General features: G+C 64.9%; 18 protein-coding genes. 10 read left to right on the top strand and 8 right to left on the bottom strand.

Translation table 11 applies throughout. The features are described from left to right. Nucleotides 1–4: 4 nt before the first annotated feature. Nucleotides 5–919 carry a sugar isomerase gene (locus tag OIE68_RS28510; protein ID WP_327094136.1) on the bottom strand — a complete coding sequence of 305 codons (915 nt, stop codon included), beginning with the start codon at nt 917–919 and terminating at the stop codon, nt 5–7. Between the two features lie 158 nt (nt 920–1,077). Here OIE68_RS28510 and OIE68_RS28505 point away from each other — a divergent pair, with 158 nt between their 5' ends. The 4 genes from OIE68_RS28505 to OIE68_RS28490 all read left to right on the top strand — a co-directional run bounded on the left by OIE68_RS28505 (nt 1,078) and on the right by OIE68_RS28490 (nt 5,161). Then, entirely contained in the window at nt 1,078–2,328 is a 1,251-nt protein-coding gene (locus OIE68_RS28505; protein WP_327094135.1) for an extracellular solute-binding protein, read from the top strand. A gap of 82 nt (nt 2,329–2,410) precedes the next feature. Then, complete coding sequence (locus tag OIE68_RS28500; RefSeq protein WP_327094134.1) at nt 2,411–3,316, top strand: sugar ABC transporter permease; 906 nt, start codon at nt 2,411–2,413, stop codon at nt 3,314–3,316. Continuing rightward, nucleotides 3,313–4,218 carry a carbohydrate ABC transporter permease gene (locus OIE68_RS28495; RefSeq protein WP_327094133.1) on the top strand — a complete coding sequence of 302 codons (906 nt, stop codon included), beginning with the start codon at nt 3,313–3,315 and terminating at the stop codon, nt 4,216–4,218. Before OIE68_RS28500 ends, OIE68_RS28495 begins: the two co-directional genes overlap by 4 nt. A 289-nt stretch (nt 4,219–4,507) precedes the next feature. Next, nucleotides 4,508–5,161 carry a TetR/AcrR family transcriptional regulator gene (locus tag OIE68_RS28490; RefSeq protein WP_327094132.1) on the top strand — a complete coding sequence of 218 codons (654 nt, stop codon included), beginning with the start codon at nt 4,508–4,510 and terminating at the stop codon, nt 5,159–5,161. A gap of 20 nt (nt 5,162–5,181) precedes the next feature. Here OIE68_RS28490 and OIE68_RS28485 read toward each other — a convergent pair whose 3' ends face one another. Next, nucleotides 5,182–6,330, bottom strand: a complete 1,149-nt coding sequence (locus OIE68_RS28485) for an FAD-dependent monooxygenase (protein ID WP_327094131.1) — start codon at nt 6,328–6,330, stop codon at nt 5,182–5,184. 96 nt (nt 6,331–6,426) lie between these two features. Between OIE68_RS28485 and OIE68_RS28480 the strand changes: the two genes are divergently transcribed. After that, a complete protein-coding gene (locus tag OIE68_RS28480) occupies nt 6,427–6,993 on the top strand; it encodes a helix-turn-helix domain-containing protein (RefSeq protein ID WP_327094130.1) in 567 nt (188 codons plus the stop codon). Between the two features lie 120 nt (nt 6,994–7,113). Continuing rightward, entirely contained in the window at nt 7,114–7,905 is a 792-nt protein-coding gene (locus OIE68_RS28475; protein WP_327094129.1) for a DeoR/GlpR family DNA-binding transcription regulator, read from the top strand. Here the strand turns inward: OIE68_RS28475 and OIE68_RS28470 are convergent. The 4 genes from OIE68_RS28470 to pnuC all read right to left on the bottom strand — a co-directional run bounded on the left by OIE68_RS28470 (nt 7,902) and on the right by pnuC (nt 11,400). Further along, nucleotides 7,902–8,090, bottom strand: coding sequence for a hypothetical protein (locus tag OIE68_RS28470; protein WP_327094128.1), 189 nt, complete (start codon nt 8,088–8,090; stop codon nt 7,902–7,904). The two genes, OIE68_RS28475 and OIE68_RS28470, sit on opposite strands and share 4 nt — an antisense overlap. Nucleotides 8,091–8,163: 73 nt before the next feature. Further along, nucleotides 8,164–9,168 carry a sigma-70 family RNA polymerase sigma factor gene (locus OIE68_RS28465; RefSeq protein ID WP_327094127.1) on the bottom strand — a complete coding sequence of 335 codons (1,005 nt, stop codon included), beginning with the start codon at nt 9,166–9,168 and terminating at the stop codon, nt 8,164–8,166. Further along, the gene (locus OIE68_RS28460; RefSeq protein WP_327094126.1) at nt 9,165–10,640 is read right to left on the bottom strand and encodes a DHA2 family efflux MFS transporter permease subunit; all 1,476 of its coding nucleotides are present in this window, start codon (nt 10,638–10,640) and stop codon (nt 9,165–9,167) included. Before OIE68_RS28460 ends, OIE68_RS28465 begins: the two co-directional genes overlap by 4 nt. Before the next feature lie 73 nt (nt 10,641–10,713). Beyond that, complete coding sequence (gene pnuC, locus OIE68_RS28455; RefSeq protein WP_327094125.1) at nt 10,714–11,400, bottom strand: nicotinamide riboside transporter PnuC; 687 nt, start codon at nt 11,398–11,400, stop codon at nt 10,714–10,716. Nucleotides 11,401–11,621: 221 nt separating this feature from the next. On the opposite strand from pnuC, the gene OIE68_RS28450 reads away from it, so the two are divergent. The 4 genes from OIE68_RS28450 (at nt 11,622) to OIE68_RS28435 (ending at nt 15,539) form a co-directional block, all read left to right on the top strand. Then, complete coding sequence (locus OIE68_RS28450) at nt 11,622–12,431, top strand: ABC transporter ATP-binding protein (protein ID WP_327094124.1); 810 nt, start codon at nt 11,622–11,624, stop codon at nt 12,429–12,431. A gap of 222 nt (nt 12,432–12,653) precedes the next feature. Continuing rightward, entirely contained in the window at nt 12,654–13,400 is a 747-nt protein-coding gene (locus tag OIE68_RS28445) for an ABC transporter permease (RefSeq protein ID WP_327094123.1), read from the top strand. Nucleotides 13,401–13,632: 232 nt separating this feature from the next. After that, nucleotides 13,633–14,370, top strand: coding sequence for an ABC transporter permease (locus OIE68_RS28440; RefSeq protein WP_245672143.1), 738 nt, complete (start codon nt 13,633–13,635; stop codon nt 14,368–14,370). 77 nt (nt 14,371–14,447) lie between these two features. Continuing rightward, complete coding sequence (locus tag OIE68_RS28435; protein WP_040696421.1) at nt 14,448–15,539, top strand: ABC transporter substrate-binding protein; 1,092 nt, start codon at nt 14,448–14,450, stop codon at nt 15,537–15,539. A gap of 2 nt (nt 15,540–15,541) precedes the next feature. On the opposite strand, the gene OIE68_RS28430 is transcribed toward OIE68_RS28435, so the two are convergent. Together OIE68_RS28430 and OIE68_RS28425 are read right to left on the bottom strand one after the other, a co-directional pair. Further along, nucleotides 15,542–16,579, bottom strand: a complete 1,038-nt coding sequence (locus OIE68_RS28430) for an XdhC family protein (RefSeq protein ID WP_327094122.1) — start codon at nt 16,577–16,579, stop codon at nt 15,542–15,544. Between the two features lie 14 nt (nt 16,580–16,593). After that, nucleotides 16,594–17,181, bottom strand: coding sequence for a nucleotidyltransferase family protein (locus OIE68_RS28425; protein ID WP_327094121.1), 588 nt, complete (start codon nt 17,179–17,181; stop codon nt 16,594–16,596). Nucleotides 17,182–17,213: the final 32 nt, after the last annotated feature.

Here is a 17,213-nt window from a genome sequence, read left to right as displayed (position 1 = left end):
CCGCTCACCGATCCAGAACGACGGAACGGTTGAGGTTGCGCGGATGATCCGGGTCGAGCCCTTGGTCGGCGGCGCGCAGCACACAGAGCTGGTGCACCCGCACCAGATCGGCCATCGGATCGATATCGCGATGTTCGAAGTGCGCCCCGGTGACGGCTACATCGGCCGCGAAATTGGGGACCAGAGGTCCGAAGGCCCAGACGGCGCGGCCGGGGGTGGAGATGCTGATCGGTCCGTGTCGGTATTCGGTCTGCAGATATGACTCGGTCCAGGACTGGCAGGATTCGCGCAGCTTGAGCCCCGCCTCCTCGGCGATCGCGGCCGCGAAACCCATCCCGACGAAGCTGATCTGCTCGGCACGACGCACGTCGGCCAGTGCCGCAGCCGGATCCTCGGCGAGTACGGCCCTGGCCTGCTCGATGGCCGGACGCAGATCCTCGCCGAGATGCCAGCGCAGAATCGCCAGCGCGGTGGTGGCGAAACGGGTCTGCACCACCGACTGCTCGTCGACCTCGTCGATCAGGATCGGATCGCCGAGGTCGAGCACCGGGGTGCCCGGACTGCTGCAGATGACGGTCCGCGGAATATGTGTCGGAATCGCGCGCATGGCATCGACCACCTCGGTGGTTGTGCCGGAGCGGCAGATGACCAGGTAGCGGTCGTAATCGCGACCGGCGCGGACCTCGCTGGCGGGCCAGGCGTCGGTAATGCCCTGTCCCGAGCCCTCGCGCAGTGATGCGATGGCACGGGACATGAACAGGGAAGTGCCGCAACCGATGACTGCGACGCGCTCGCCTGGTTGGGGCAGTACGGCGCGGTATTCGGCGGCGGTGGTCTCGGCGCGAACCCAGTCGTCCGGCTGGGTGGCGACTTCGGCGGCCAGATGAGTCACGGGGGTGGGGTGAGCGGAGATCGGCACATCAACAGAATCAACCCATGTGATCGTTCATGTCAAATTTACGAGCGAATCAGTCACATATGATCACTATTGGGTCTAGATTGTTCGTCAGTCGATTCGTTCGCTCCATCATCGGCGGTGCGGTAGCGCCCGGAGCGAAAATTTGAAAGGTTCTGCTCGTGAAAAGACCCCTCCACGGCGTCCTCGCGGGGATCGCGCTGGTCACCGGCCTCGCGCTCGCCGTCTCATCCTGTGGTTTCGGCTCCAAGGATTCGGCCGACTCCGATAAGACGATCAACTTCCTGGCTCCCACCTACAGCGACGGTGCCAATGGCACCAAGGCGCTGTGGGACCGCATCATCGACGACTTCCAGAAGCAGAACCCGGACTACAAGGTCAACCTGCAGATGGAGTCCTGGGAGTCGATCAACGATGTGGTGAAGACCAAGTTGCAGTCCAAGTCCACCACCCCGGATCTGCTGAATATCGACGCGTATGCCAGCTTCGCCGGTGACGGCATGCTCTATCCGGTATCCGAGGTCGTCTCCCCGAATGTGCTGTCGGACGTGCAGCCCGGCTTCGCCAAGAATGCCTCGCTGAACGGCACGCAGTATGCGATGCCGTTGTTCGCCTCCACGCGGACCCTGTTCTACAACACCGACCTCTTCGCGAAGGCCGGGGTGACCACACCGCCCAAGACCTGGGCCGAGCTGACCGATGCCGCCAAGAAGATCCAGGCGCTCGGCGGCGGTGTTTCCGGCTACGGTCTGCCGCTGGGCAGTGAGGAATCGCAGGCCGAGACGTCGCTGTGGACCTTCGGCGCGGGCGGCAACTGGTCCGATGGCGACAAGATCACCGTGGATACCCCGCAGAACCTGGAGGGGGTCAAGGCCATGCGGGAGATCTTCGATGCCGGTGTCACCCAGCCGAATCCGGGTGCGACCAACCGCAAGGACGTCATCAACTCCTTCATCCAGGGCAAGATCGGGATGATCGAGGGCCTGCCGCCCACCATCGCCCAGATCGCCGATAAGAATCCGGGTCTGAAGTACGCCACCGCGCCCACGCCGACCAAGGACGGTGCGCCGGTCACGCTGGGCGTAGCCGATCACCTGATGGCATTCAAGAAGGACGGCAAGAAGGCCGAGACGATCAAGAAGTTCCTCGACTTCTTCTACTCGGCGAATGTGTACTCGAACTTCGTCAAGAACGAGCACTTCATCCCGATCACGACCAGCGCCACCGCGGTGCTCGCCGATGACCCGGTGACCAAGGCCTTCGCGTCGACCCTGCCGGTGGCCAAGTTCTACCCGAGCAATAACCCGAAATGGGCTGCGGCGCAGGGCGCCATGCATCAGCAGATGGGCACCATCGCGCAGGGGGCGGACCCGGCTCAGGTGCTGCAGCGGATTCAGGAAGCAGCGAAATAGCGTGGGGCGCACGGCGGCCCGAGCGACGGGCCCGGAGGAGGTAGCGCAGCGTGACCACGCAGGGCCCCGGGAGGGCCGCAAATTGAACACAGGAACCCGGGTACTTTCAGGGAAGAATTCGACACTCCGGGCCGCCCCCTGGATCGGGCCGTCCCTGGTGCTGATCGCGGCCATCGTCGCGTTCCCGGTCGGCTATATGGTCTGGACCAGCACCCGGGACCTGAGCGCCTACGGCCAGGATCGCGGTCCCGCCGGACTGGCCAACTACCGAAACCTGTTCGATATCAGCGAATTGGGATCGGTATTGGCGCATACCGTGGTCTGGGTGGTCAGCGTCGTGCTGATCACCCTGGTGCTCTCGGCGGGGCTGGCGCAGTTCCTCAACAAGGATTTCCCGGGACGCACCGCGGTGCGTATGGCGATCCTGGTGCCGTGGGCGGCCTCGGTCGTGATGACGACGACCATCTTCTATTACATGCTCGATCCCGATGTCGGCATCGCCAACCGGTTCCTGGTCGATATCGGGCTGCTGGACCGGGGCTACGGCTTCACCAAACAGCCGACGCCCGCCTTCCTGGTGGCGATCGGCGTCGCGGTCTTCGTCTCGATCCCGTTCACCACCTACACGATTCTGGCCGGGCTGCAATCGATTCCGGCCGAGATCGATGAGGCGGGCCGGGTCGACGGCGCCAGTGCGTGGCAGCGCTATCGGTATCTCACACTGCCGCAACTGCGTCCGGCGATCGCGGTGGCGACGATCATCAACATCATCAATGTGTTCAACTCGCTGCCCATTCTGCAGGTGATCACCGGCAGTATCGCGGGCTTCGGTGCGGATACGACGACGACGTTGACGTTCAAGCTGATTCGTCAGAACCAACAGCTCGATACCGCCGCCGCCATGAGTGTGCTCAACTTCGCGCTGATCGTGGTCATCATCGCGATCTATGTGAAGGTCATCAAGCCGACCCAGCAGGTGGACGCATGACGACACAGGCCGACATTCACATCGCGGGTGTGGAAATCCCGCCGGACGCAACGGTTGCCGAGGCCCCGACCGGCCGATCTCGGCGGCGGCGGTGGGAACTCACCGCGGTCGGGGTGGTGCTTGCCGTCATCTTCCTGACCCCGTTCGTGGTGATGGTGCTCGGCTCGCTGAAGAGCCGCGCCGAAATCCTGCGCATCCCGCCGACGTATCTGCCCGAGACCTGGCATCCGGACAACTACTCCACCATGTGGGACACCCCGGAGACGCCGCTGCCATACAACTTGGTGAGCACGATCATCATCTCGGTCTGCGCCACCTTGCTGGTGCTCGTGGTGGCCATCCCGGCCGCGTATTACACGGCGCGGCACAAGTTTCCGGGACGCGCGGTATTCCTCGCACTGGTGCTGGTCACCCAGATGTTGCAGCCGACGGTATTGGTGACCGGCCTGATCCGAGAGTTCTTCACCCTCGGCATCAATGACACCTGGCTGGCCATGATCCTGGTGAACGCCGCGTTCAACCTGTCGTTCGCGGTGTGGATCCTGCACAGCTTCTTCGCCGCCATTCCGGTGGAGATCGAGGAGGCCGCGCAGCTCGATGGACTGAGTCGCTGGCAGATCCTGGTCCGGGTGAGTCTGCCGCTGGTCTGGCCGGGCATCGTCACCGCGACGATTTTCGTGGTGGTGGCCTGCTGGAACGAATTCGCGGCGAGCCTGGTGGTGCTGACCACGCCGGAAAACCAGCCGCTGTCGGTGGCGCTGACCAAATTCGTCGGGCAGTACGACACGGCGTGGCAGTACGTCTTCTCGATCTCCACGGTGGGCATCGTTCCGGTGGTCATCTTGTTCGCATTCATCGAGAAGCGCCTGGTCGCGGGGCTTACCGCGGGCAGCGTCAAGTAGTCGCCGCCAGCGATGGCGGGTGGCCATGTGTCACCCGCCGTTTTCGCTTTCGGGCACAGCTGTCTGGGGCGGGGTATGGCCTTCTGGATCGCGATTTGGGGTGGAAGAGTTCAAAACATGTTCGGTGTGCCGCAGCGTCGACCCGGAAAGCCGTGCGAGCCAAGCGGTTTATCGGTGCACAACCTGCGGGCATACAGAGAACTCGGGCAGGTCGTCGGCGCACAGTAGTAGCGGTCATTGGGATGTCCGTGGCCCGGGGTAGGCGCTTCCGACCGGTAGCATCGAATCCGTGGCACGACAGGATGACGAACCCAAGGAGGGCCGCAGTTACGGCGGGCTGTCCAAGCAACAGCGGGTAGCCCAGCGGCAGGCGCGACTCATCGATGCCGCGTTGGAATTATTCGGTACCCAGGGTTATGCGGCCACCTCGATCGAACGGCTGTGCGCCGTCGCGAATGTTTCCACGCGCAGTTTCTACGAGGATATGGGCAGTCGCGAGGCATTGTTGATCGCGCTGGTCAATCGCATTACCTCGCATGCGGTCGAACGAGCACTGGAAAGTATGTCGAAGACTGCGGGCCAACCGCTTTCGACGCGGGTCGTCGACAGTTTTCGGGCCTACCTCGAGGTGACCTGCGCCGATCATCGGTCCGCGCGGGTGTGTTACGTCGAAGTGGTCGGCGTCAGTTCGGCCGTGGAGGATTGGCGCAGGCAGCAGCGCCGCCTGCTCTCATCGCTACTGATCAGCGAGGCGGAGCGGGCCGTCGAGCGGGGCGAGACCAAGGCGCGCCGGTTCGATCTGTTCGCGCTCGCGGTGATCGGTGCGGTGAATTCGCTGGCCCAGGAGCTGGTGCGGACCACCCATCCCGATACCGAGGTGTCACTGGATGAAATATGCGAGGAGATCGCGTATTTCGTGAATTCCGGGCTTGCGTTGAATTGACGGTGGGATTGGCCTGAGCTTCAAGCGGCGTGCCGGGCCCGGTTGCGAATGGCCGTGACAGCCGGAAGGACCCGAGTTGCGGTATTGCGCAGTGCAATTCCGGCCTTCGTCGCCGGAATGAGCATCGACGCCGCGGTGGCCACCCCATTGAGTTTGGGATCGACCAGTACCCGGTGCCGGGTCTCGTAGCGCTGGAACGCGGCCTGGTGGTCCTCGGGTGTGGCTGCCAGTTCCTCCGCCAACGTATACGCACCGGCGATCGCGAGGGTGGAGCCGTCGCCGAACAGTGAGACGCAGGATGCGGCGTCGCCGAGCAGTGCGATGCGTTCGTCCGACCAGCGCGGCAGCTCGCCCTTGCTGACTGAGTCGAAGAACAGGTCATCGGTGTCGCGGACGCGGTCCAGCAATTCGGGGACCCGCCAGCCTTGATCGGTGAAGGCCTCGATGACCAGGCGCTTGTGCAGTTCGGTGTCGCGGTGGTCGAAACCGGGTACGCCCTTGTGCCGGAACATGAATGCCGCGAGGGCGCGACCCTTCGTCGGGTGCACCGACAGTGCTCGTCCCGGTGTGTTGTAGATGAGAACTTCGCGGTCGCTGCCGAATGGTTCATCGAGCCGGATGGTGGCGATGTAGATGCCCATATGCCGGACGAATTCGGATTCGTCGCCGAAGGTCAGACGGCGCACCACCGAATGCAGGCCGTCCGCGCCGATTACGAAGTCGAAGCGGCGGGGTTGGGCGTGTTCGAAGGTGACGTCGACGCCCTCGGCGTGCTGGGTCAGGCCGGTAATGGTGTCGCCCCAAAGGAATTCGGCCTTGTCGCGGCTCGCGTCGAGCAGGATCGCGGCGAGATCGGCGCGGGGGACCTCGACCTCGCGCTCGCCCGCCGATCCCTGGAACGCCTTCAGGTCGACCCGGGCGACGCGCCGGCCGCTCGCATTGACGAAATTCATGTGGGACACGGCGGAATTCGCGGCACGCAGCCGCGGCATGATGCCCATGCGCTCGACCACGTCGATTGCGGGTCCTTTTACGTCGACCGGGTTTCCGCTGGAGCGTTGCCCTGTTGTCCGCTCGACCACCGTGACCTGGAAGCCGCGTTCGGCCAGCCAGTACGCGAGGGTCGAGCCGCCGACGCCCGCGCCCGAGATCAGAACCGTCTTGTTCATGACAACACCTTTCGGCTAAGTGGACGAATTTCGTCCGGTTAGCGAAAGGGTACAGTAAGTGGAAGGATTTCGTCCACTTGGTCTTGGAGGTGCGGGGTGACGACCGGTCTGAAGAGGGCGGATGCCAGGAATAACCGGGATCAGATCATTGCCGCGACCCTGCTGACCTTCCGCGAGCGCGGTGTCGATGTGCCGATGAAGGAGATCGCGGACCGGGCGGGGGTGGGTGTCGGCACGCTGTATCGGCACTTCCCGGATCGGGATGCGTTGATCGCGGAGACCGCCCAGTCCTACCTCGCGGATCTGGCCCACTTGGCGGCGACCGCATTGGAGCAGGAGGACGCCGCGTGGCCTGCGCTTTCGCGGTTTCTGCACGAATGTGCGCAGCGGCGGGTCGGTGCGTTGGCATCGGCGATCGAGCCGAATCTGCATGCCGAGATTCAGGCCGATCCGCGGTTGCACGAGGTGCGGGGGCGGATTGTCGAGCTGGTCTCGCGGATGACCAGGGAGGCGCAGGCGGCCGGTGCCATGCGCATCGATATCGAGCCCGGGGAGGTGGCCGGGCTGATGACCTTGCAGATCTATACCCGGGCCGGTGAGTCGTATCCGGAGGCGGTCCGTCGGGTGGTCGATCTCGTGCTCGACGGGCTGCGGGCGCGGTGATGCGGGTGTCCGGCTTGGCAATACGGCGGCCGAATCTCTACGGTCGGCACGTGCCTGTGGTCATATTGTTTGCGTACGTGGAAAAACGGCAGGTCGCCCGCGTGGACGGGAAGGCATGAGATGACCGGACCGACGGACCGGCCGCAGCGATGGAACCGACTGCTGGAACTGCTCGCCGAGACCGGGCGGCTCTCGGTAGAAGAAGCCGCCGAACGCCTCGGGGTTTCCCCGGCGACGGTGCGCCGCGACTTCACCGCACTCGCCGAACAGCAGTTGGCGACCAGGACACACGGCGGTGTCGTCGCGACTTCGGTCGCCTACGACCTACCTGCGCGCTACCGGCAGGCTGCGGACGAGCCGAAGCAGCGAATCGCCGAACACGCTGCGGGACTTGTCGAACCGAGTGCGGTGGTCGGAATGAACGGTGGGACAACGACGACCGCGGTGGCGCGGGCATTGGCCGGACGAACCGATTTGGCCAATGCGGCCGGTGACCCGCTGACCATCGTCACCAACGCACTCAATATCGCGGGTGAAATGGTACTGCGCCCACATATGCGCACAATCGTGCTGGGCGGGGTGGCGCGCCGGGAGTCCTACGAGCTGCACGGGCCGTTGGCCGAGCGCGCGTTGGCCGAATTGCGTTTGGACGCATTGATTCTCGGGGTGAATGCGATCTCCGCCGAGGGCGGAGCGCAGTGTCGGCATATCGACGAGGCGGGCGTGACCACCGAGATGGTGCGGCGATCCGGTCAGGTGATGGTCGTGGCCACCGCGGACAAGTTGGAGCGCTCGGCGTTGGCTCGGATTTGCGGGATCGAGCAGGTTGATGTCCTGGTGACGGATTCGGACGCGGATCCGGTTGCGGTGGCGACGATTCGGGCGGCTGGGGTTCGGGTCGACGTGGTCTAGAGCGGTTCGCTACCGAACCGCAGCAGCACCGCGATAATGCCCGAGTGGTCGAGCCATGAATCCGGATCGACCAACTCGTCGAGTAGCGGCTCGATCACATAGTCACCTGCGGCCACCATCGCGTCCACCGCCTCATCTCGTAGCGACGCATCTGCGAGCGCTGCTGCGGCGGTTTGTAGGTCCACGCAGGGTTCCTACCATCCGCCGCGGACAAGCTCGACGATCCAGCCCACCCTGATGCGGTGCCCCAACCACTGTTCAGAGGGTGGTCGGGAGGCCGAAGCCGGAGAAGAGGGAGGCATCGAGGAAGACGGTGATCCGGTCGATAGCCGCATCGCGCAATGTGAGCAGGTGGATGGAATGAGCGTGGTAGGTGTTGTTTTCGTCCAATCGGTAGTAGGCGATGGCGGGTTGGGTGTTGGCGGATGTTGGGATTGCGCGCCACTCGTCGGGTGTGGAACCGCACTTGTCGGTGAAGAATTCGACCACATGCGCTCGTCCGGCGAACCAGAGCAGGGCGGGCGGCATTTCGAGGACCACATCGTCGCGCAAGAGCTTGGCGAATTCGGCCATGTCGGCATTGCCGAAGGTGGTTACGTAGCGATCGATCATCGCGCGCTCGTCCGGGCTCAACGATTCCGATATGCGGTCGAGCATGGGGGCCTCTTTTTCCAATTGGGCGTGGGCGCGTTGCAGTGCGCTATTGACCGCGGCGGTGGAGGTTTCGAGCAGGTCGGCGACTTCGGCCGCGGACCAGGCGAGTACGTCGCGCAGGATCAATACCGCGCGTTGCCGGGCGGGGAGGTATTGCAGTGCGGCGATGAATGCGAGTCGGATCCCGCTGCGGGCCGCGATCACGGTTGCCGGATCGTCGGCCGAGGTGCCGAGCAGGGCATCGGGAATCGGCTCCAGCCAAGGGATTTCGGGATGGCGCTGCGGTTTGGTGACCGCGGTATCGCTGGGCCCGACAAGCCCGGTGGGCAGTGCTCGCCTGCCACGCTGTTCGAGCGCGGTCAGGCAGGCATTGGTGGCGATCCGATACAGCCAGGTGCGCAGCGATGCCCGATCCTCGTCATAACGGTCGGCTGAGCGCCAGGCCCGCAGCATCGTCTCCTGCACCAGATCCTCGGCATCGTGGATCGACCCGAGCATCCGGTAGCAGTGCGCGAGCAGTTCGGGCCGGTGGGGCGCGGTGCGCGCCGCGAAATCCGCACTGACCGTCATGGGTGCACAACCTACCGAGGAATCTGTGGCGCTGGTCATGCTTTCACCCCGGTGCGGTCCTCGCGAGCTGCCGAGTCGGAGGTAACCCCGCCGCTCGGTGTCCCCGCGGGGTCGGCCGAAACCCGCTCAGCGGGTGCTGGCGGGACCGGCGCACCGGCCGGGATAAGCAGGCCGATGGCGGCGCCGAGGAGGGCAAGCAAAGCAGCGGTACCGATGGCGGCCGCGAAACCGTCGCTGAAGGCCCGCGCGCTGGTGAAGCCACCCACCGCCGCGAAAACAGCTGCGGGAACCGCTATTCCGAAGGAACCACCGAGTTGGCGCAGGGTGTTGTAGGTGCCCGACGCGGCGCCGACAGCAGGCATCGGAACCGCGCGCAGTACCGCGCTCTGCGCGGCGGGAATCGCCATCGACACACCGACGCCGGAGATGACGAAGGGCGCGATCATCGCGGAGTACGGCAGGTCCGGTCCGGTGGTGAGGGCGATCCACCCATAGCCGACGGCCTGCATGAGCAAACCGGTGACAACCAGCGGACGTTCACCGAACCGGTTGACCTGCTTGCCCGCGATCGGCGCCACCAGGAACAGGGTGACCGTCCACGGCGCCAGGCGCAGCCCAGCACCGAGTGGGCCTTGCTGCTGCACGATCTGCAGGAACTGGGCGAAGAAGAACGCACCGCTGAAAATCGAGGCGGCCAGGAGGAATCCGACCGCATTGCCCGCGGAGAAGGCGCGCGAGGCAAAGAAGCGCATGGGAATCAGCGGCGCGGTGGTGCGCAGCTCCCAGCGTACGAATCCGATCAGTGCCACCGCACCTGCCAAGAAAGCGAGCACGATTTCGGGGCTGGCCCAACCGGATTCATTGCCTCGAATCAGACCCCAGACGATGCCGAAGGCGGCGACGCTCACCAACGCGATCCCGAGAAAGTCCAATCTGCGTGGCGCCCCCACACTTTCTGCCAGCCGCGTGCGCACCAGCGGGATCAGCACCGCCCCGATCGGCAGGTTCAACCAGAAGATCCACTGCCAAGCCAAGCCCTGCACCACCGCACCCCCGACGAGCGGTCCGCCGAGGGTGGCCAATCCGGTTGCCGCCGCGAATAATCCGAGCGCCTTGGTCCGCTGCTCCGGCTGGAACGCCGCCGAGAGCAAGGCCACCGCCACGGGCATGATGGCGGCGGCCCCGATGCCCTGCGCCGTCCTTGCGGCGATCAACAGACCCAGATTCGGTGCCAGCGCACATCCGGCCGACGCCGCGCTGAACAACGTCAACCCGCCGACGAGCACCCGCCTGCGACCGTAGCGGTCACCGAGCGCCGCGCCCGCCATCAACAGCACCGCGAAACTCAGGTTGTAGGCGTTGATAGTCCATTCCAGCTCGCCGATCGATGCGTGCAGATCGAGCTGGATCGCATGCATCGCGGTCGTGACGACCAGTGCGTCGAGCACGATCATCAAACCCGCGAGTGACGTCAGCGCCAGTACCCAGCGCTGTCCCGTGGTCATCTTCATTGCTTCCTCCGATGGGTTTGCGGGTACATACCGGCGCCGCCGCGCCGATTCATCGGAGGTTGCGAAAAAACTTCTAGGGACGCGAAGGCGCGAGATCAGCGACCACAGGAGCCGATTCGCGCAGGGTGCGCACCCAGACGACGAAGCCCCACGCGACGAAGCCCGCATAGATCAGATACAGCGTCGCGGACGGGTAATAGCCCGCCTTCACCAGCAATGGCACGCCGACGAGATCGACGGCGATCCAGATCAGCCAGAATTCGGATAGCCCGCGTGCCATCCCATAGGTCGCCAGGACCGATCCGGTGAAGATCCATGCTTCGGCCCACGGGCCGTAGGAACCGATCCACGCGAATAGTTGAGCGAAGGCCGCCGTGCCGACCAGCATCGCCGCCACCAGCACCAGCCGTTCGCGCCCGCTGGCCCAGCGCGGTACGACGCCGCGATGTTCGAGTCCGGTTTCGGCGCGCGCATGCCGATACCAACTCCACCAGCCGTACACGCTGACCGCGATGAACATCAACTGACGACCGGCCTGTCCAGCCATATTCAAATGCTGTGGCGTGTTGAAGATTCCGCCGACGAAAACGGTGAACAACAGCGCATTGCCTGCGATCCCGATCGGCCACGCCCACACCCGTCGCCGCATACCACCGACCGCGGAGGCCAGACCGAAACCATTGCCGATGACCTCGCGCCAGAGGATCTCCGAGCCCCCGATATCCAGCTTGGCGTCGAGCAGCGCAACCAAAGGGTTCACCCCCGCTATAACCCGAGCACTTCAACTTCTCATCCCAAAGCCACCGCTGAGCTTCGCGCATACCCTCGCATTCCGGCGACGGCGTTTCGTGCGGCGAGTCGGTGTGCGAGGTCCGAGAAAGATCTGCGAGGCGGGCCGCGAAGCGGTGCGCGTAACGATTGCGCAATCTGGGGTGGCGATTCGCAATATCCGTGCAACGACCTGCTCCTAGTGTTTTGGTCATGATGGCGAGCGGTACCGAGGAGCCCACCGGGGGGACGGGCATCCACATCAGTGGTTTGACGAAGACATTCCGGGTCGGCCGGAAGACGGTGCAGGCGCTGGACGAAGTGGAGCTGCATACCGAACAGGGCGCGTTCCTGTCCCTGCTCGGCCCATCGGGCTGCGGCAAATCGACGGTGCTGCGCATCCTGGCCGGACTGGAGACACCGACCGCGGGCAAGACGCTCATCGACGGTGAAACCCCCGCCCAACTGCGCAGCCGCCACGAACTCGGCATCGCTTTCCAGGATTCGGCGCTGCTGCCGTGGCGTTCGGTGGAATCCAATATCAAACTGCCCCTGCAGGTCGCGGGCATCTCACCGGATCCGGGACTGATCGCGGATCTGGTCCGGCTGGTCGGCTTGGAGGGCTTCGAGAAGGCCAAACCGGCGCAGCTGTCCGGCGGCATGCGCCAACGTGTTTCGATCGCGCGCGCACTGGTCGTGAAGCCGACCGTGCTGCTGCTCGACGAACCGTTCGGCGCTCTCGACGATATGACCAGGCAGCGGCTGAATCTGGAACTGCTGCGGATCTGGACCGAGAAGCCCGCGACCACCCTCATGGTTACGCACGGCATCGCGGAGGCGGTGTTCCTCTCCGATGTGGTCGCGGTGATGAGTCCGCGGCCGGGCCGGGTGCTGGAACTGGTGAAGATCGATCTGCCGCGCCCGCGCACGCCCGAGATGATGCGCACGCCGGAATTCCACAAGTTGCACGACTACCTCTCCGAGCTGTTGTTCGGGAAGTCCGGCAAGGGCGGTGTCGCATGAGTGAGCGCAGCGAGCGAATACTGAATACAGCCGAGCGAATCGTAGTGCGGTCGTGCACAACCGGAACGGTTCGTGAGGTGTGGGCATGAATGGCATTCGAGAGCCGCGGTCGCATGACCTGACCAGATGCCTGGCCCACGCACGCCAGGGCTGGCAGCGGGTCAGGCATGATCGGCCGCGGCAGCCGGTGGTGTGCCGCCGACGCCGCCGAGGGGGTGCGGCATGAAACGGATCGGTGGACTGATCGGCGTCTTGGGATTGGTCGCGATCTGGTGGCTGCTGGCGGCGCTGGAGGTCGCGGGCGGCACCATCCCCAGCCCGTGGACCGTTCTGCACAACATGTACACCGATGGCTGGGATCTGTACGGCCCCAACTTCCGGATCACCGCGCTGGGCGCGCTGAAGGGGTTCATCTGGGGTAATGCGTTGGCCATCGGTCTGGCATTCCTGATCGTGCTGATCCCGTGGATCGAACCGCTGGCCACCCAGCTCGCCATCCTCAGTTACTGCATCCCGCTGCTCGCGCTCGGGCCGATCATCCTGGTGGTCTTCGGCGGGCGCACCCCGACGGTATTCCTCGCGGCGATGTACTGCTTCTTCACCACCATGGTCGGCACGGTCACCGGACTGCGCTCGGCCGATGTCACGAGCCTCGACTTGATCCGCGCCTACGGCGGTGGTCGCTGGCAGCAGCTCTATCGGGTACAGGCGATCGCGGCGCTGCCGAATATGTTCGCGGCGTTGAAGATTGCCGCCCCGTCGGCCGTGCTCGGTGCGATCATCGGCGAGTACCTCGGCGGGGTGGACAGCGGCATCGGTGTCGCACTGACCGCCGCGCAATCCGCCTATAACGTGCCGCGCACCTGGGGCATGGCACTGGCTGCCGCCGCACTCGCGGGGCTCGGCTACGCGATTGTCGCGCTGGTCGCCCGATTGGTCACCCCGTGGACCGCACAGGAGGCGAGATGAGCCGCGCACTAGCGCCGCGTCCAGATAGCTTGCAGTGCGCGTCGGGCAAGACCGCGCGCGGCCCGTTTGGAGGAGTGCGATGACCGACGAACTCGTGCCGATGGACAACGTGACTGCCGCCGCGCCGCCACCCGTCGAGGCGAGCCCGCGGCCCCAGCGCAGCGCCGCCGCCCTCGCCGTCCTCACCCGCATCGGCCGCTTCCTGTTCCCCCTGGTCACCGCGCTGCTGCTGATGCTGGTGATCTGGTACGTCTTCCTGAAGGCCTTCCCCCAAGTCGGCCCCCGAGTAGGCAAAACACCCAGCGATATCTGGAAGTACCTGTTCAACTCCTCCGGCGCACACACCGCACGTCAGGCTATCTTCGACGACCTGCAGATCACCCTGCGCGACGCCGCGATCGGCTTCGGCGTCGGCATGCTGGCCGCACTCGTCGTCGCGGCGCTGTTCGTCTCGTTCTCGGTGGTCGAGCAGACGTTCATGCCGGTGGCAATGCTGTTGCGGTCGGTGCCCCTGGTGGCGCTGACCCCGATCATCGTGCTGGTATTCGGGCGCGGACTGGCCGGTGTGACGGTGCTCGCGGCGATCGTGGTGTTCTTCCCGGCGCTCGTGATGATCATGGCGGGATTGCGCAATGCACCGCGGCAGGCGATGGATCTGGTGGCCGCGTACGGCGGCTCCCGCTGGACCGGACTGCGCATGGTCGCCGTGCCCGCCGCCCTGCCCTCGGTCTTCGCGGCCGCGCGAATTTCGGTGCCCGGCGCGCTGATCGGCGCATTGCTCGGTGAATGGTTGGGTAGCGGAACGGGGCTGGGCGCCAGTCTGATTCGCGCCATCCCGACCTTCCAATACAGCAAGCTGTGGGCCTCGATCGTGATCGTGACCATTGTCTCGGTGCTGCTGTACGCGATCGTCGGCGTCATCGAAAATCTGGTGCTGGCCCGCTTCGGCCCCGAGGCGGGTCGCCGCTGACCGGTCAGTTTTTCGTAAATCAATGCTCGGAACGCCAAAGTAAAGAAATCGAAACGGAATCCCCTTAGATTCGGCCCATGAACCCCGTACAACGCTCTTCGTTCGGGCCGAACCTGAACCGGCGATCCCTGCTTCGTTACTCCGCGCTGGCCGGCGCCGCATTGGGCGGTGCGAGCCTGCTGGCCGCATGTGGCGATGATTCGAAAGACTCGTCGGGCGGGTCGGTGGCGGACGGATCCAAGTACGGTTCCGTCGCGATCCAGCTGTCCTGGCTGAAGAACATCGAATTCGCGGGCGAATACTTCGCCGATTCCAAGGGCTACTACAAGGAGGCCGGATTCGGTTCGGTGAATCTGATCGCCGGTGGTGCGGCTAGCACCTCGGTCGAGGCGGGCTTGGACACCGGCAAGGTCTGGCTCGGCACCTCGGCCCCGCAGACCACCGCGCCCGCGATCCTGGAGGGCCTACCCGCCAAGATCGTCGCAACCACCTATCAGAAGAACCCGTTCTGCATCGTCAGCTCCGCCGCCAAGCCCATCAAGACCCCGCAGGATATGAAGGGCCGCAAGATCGGCGTCCAGGACACCAATCAGCTGATCTTCAACGCGCTGCTGAACGCCAATGGCATGAAGCCGAGCGATGTGACCATCGTGCCCGCGCAGTACGATCCGACTCCGCTGGCCAACGGCGAGGTCGACGGCTGGGTCAGCTATGTGACCAATGAGCCGATCACGTTGACCGCCAAGGGATTCCAGAATACGAACTTCCTGTTCGCCGATTACAACCTGCCGCTGGTGGCCGAGACCCTGACGGTCAAGCAGTCCACCATCGATAAGGAACGCGACAAGCTGAAGGCCTTCCTGATCGCCGAGATCAAGGGCTGGAAGGATGCGGTCGCGAATCCGGCCGAATCGGCGCGACTCGCGGTCGAGGTATACGGCAAGGATCAGAAACTCGATCTGAACGAACAGACCCAGGAGGCGACCGCGCAGAACGGCCTCGTCGTTTCCGCGGATTCGACAGCCAATGGTTTGCTGACCATGACCGATCAGTTGATCGAACAGAATATCGCCGCGCTGCGCAATGCCAAGATCGATATCAAGGCCGACCAACTGTTCGACCTCTCGGTGCTGCGCGAGGTGTACGCGGAGAATCCGGGCCTGAAGTAGAGCTAGAGTGCCACCGGGGCGTTGGCCGGAAATTCCCTGAATTGCGGTTCGGCGTCCCGGTTTTCGGTGATCCGCCGCTCGGTTCCGGACCGGGCGACAAGCAGTTCGGCGGCGATCGAAACGGCGACCTCGGCGGCGGTGCGTGCCCCGATATCGAGACCGGCGGGGGAGTGTAGGCGGGCAAGCGTCGCGTCGTCGAAGCCGCCGGCTCTCAGGTCTTCGATGCGTCTCAGGTGTGCGGACCAGGAGCCGTTTGCGGCGAGGTATCCCAGTTCGGGTAGTCGCAGTGCCACCGTGAGCAGCGGGATTTCGAACGTCGGATCGTGCCCGAGGACGACAATCGCCGTGCTGTTATCGATCTCGCCCGCCGCCGAGAGCGTGTTCAGGTACCGGTGCGGCCAGTCGACGACCACCTCGGCGCCCGGGAAGGCGTCGGGCGTTGCGAAGGTGTCGCGGGAATCGCAGATCGTGACGCGGTAGCCGAGCAGTTTGGCTTGGACGGTCAGTGCCGCGGCAAAGGCGTTGGCGCCGAAGATGATCAGCCGCGGCGGTGGTGGGAACGAGGCGACGAATACATCGGATTCGGGCAGCGCGACCAGCTCCGTCGCATGCCGCTGCGGGGTGATCAGATGTTGTCCGATCAGATCCGGATCCGGATTCCACACCACGGTGAAGAGGGTAACCCTGCGGTGCGCTGCGATTTCCGCGGCGATGGACGGGAATTCCGGAAAATCCCGGCGCGAGAACGGCTCGACGAAAACATCCACCATGCCGCCGGAGTCCAATCCGGGCTCGCCCGGCGGGACGCCGAAGCGGTGCAGTCCGCGTCGACCGCTGCGCGCGGCATCGGTGGCCGCCTCGATCACAGTCGTCTCGACGCTGCCGCCGAGAAGCGAACCGTATACCGCGCCATTGGCATCTACCAGGATCGATGTGCCGACCGGCAGCGGTCCGGAACCAACAGTTCGCACGACGGTGGCCAGTCCACCTGTCCGGCCCGAATGCCACACCCGCAATAGGTCGTCGACGATGTCCCGCATCTGTTCAGCTCCGCTCACGCGTGCGGCGTGGCCGGGAAGTCACGATCATCGCCTGTCGCCAAATCGTCGCACGTGACGCACACCATATCCTTATTACCGGCTAAATAGGTGCGCCCGCCGGAATCTCTATCGGCTGCTTGATACACCGAGGTCCAGTGCTTGTCGGACATCACAACGGGATGCCCGGGTGTGGTGTGGAACACAGCCCTCGCCAGGCCGGTGGGTGCCGCGAAGGCCGCGGCGACCACCCGGCCGACCACATCGGCCCCGACATCGGGGGTATCCACCAGCATGATCGCGACGTACTCGGCGGGGGTGTGCGCGACGGCTCGCAAACCCGCCCGCAGCGAGGCCCCGAGTCCGGTCGCCCAGTCCGCCGCCCACACATGATCGACACCCTCGGGTAAGTCGACCGCGTCCGTCGCTGGTCCGGTCGCGCCGAGCACCACGATCACCGGATCACAGCCGCCGTCGCGCAGTGCCGCCACCGCCGACCGCAGCCAGGCGCCGCCCTCGGCCAATGCCTTGGGCATCCCGTAGCGCGTGCCGGCGCCGGCGGCCAAGACGATGCCCGCGCAGACCGGTTCGGGTGATGCAGCCATGAAAAGACGGTAGCCCGGCCGCGTAGCCAATG

The organism is Nocardia vinacea (genome assembly GCF_035920345.1).
Taxonomy (GTDB): domain Bacteria; phylum Actinomycetota; class Actinomycetes; order Mycobacteriales; family Mycobacteriaceae; genus Nocardia; species Nocardia vinacea_A.
This window is presented reverse-complemented; position numbering and strand designations above follow the sequence as displayed.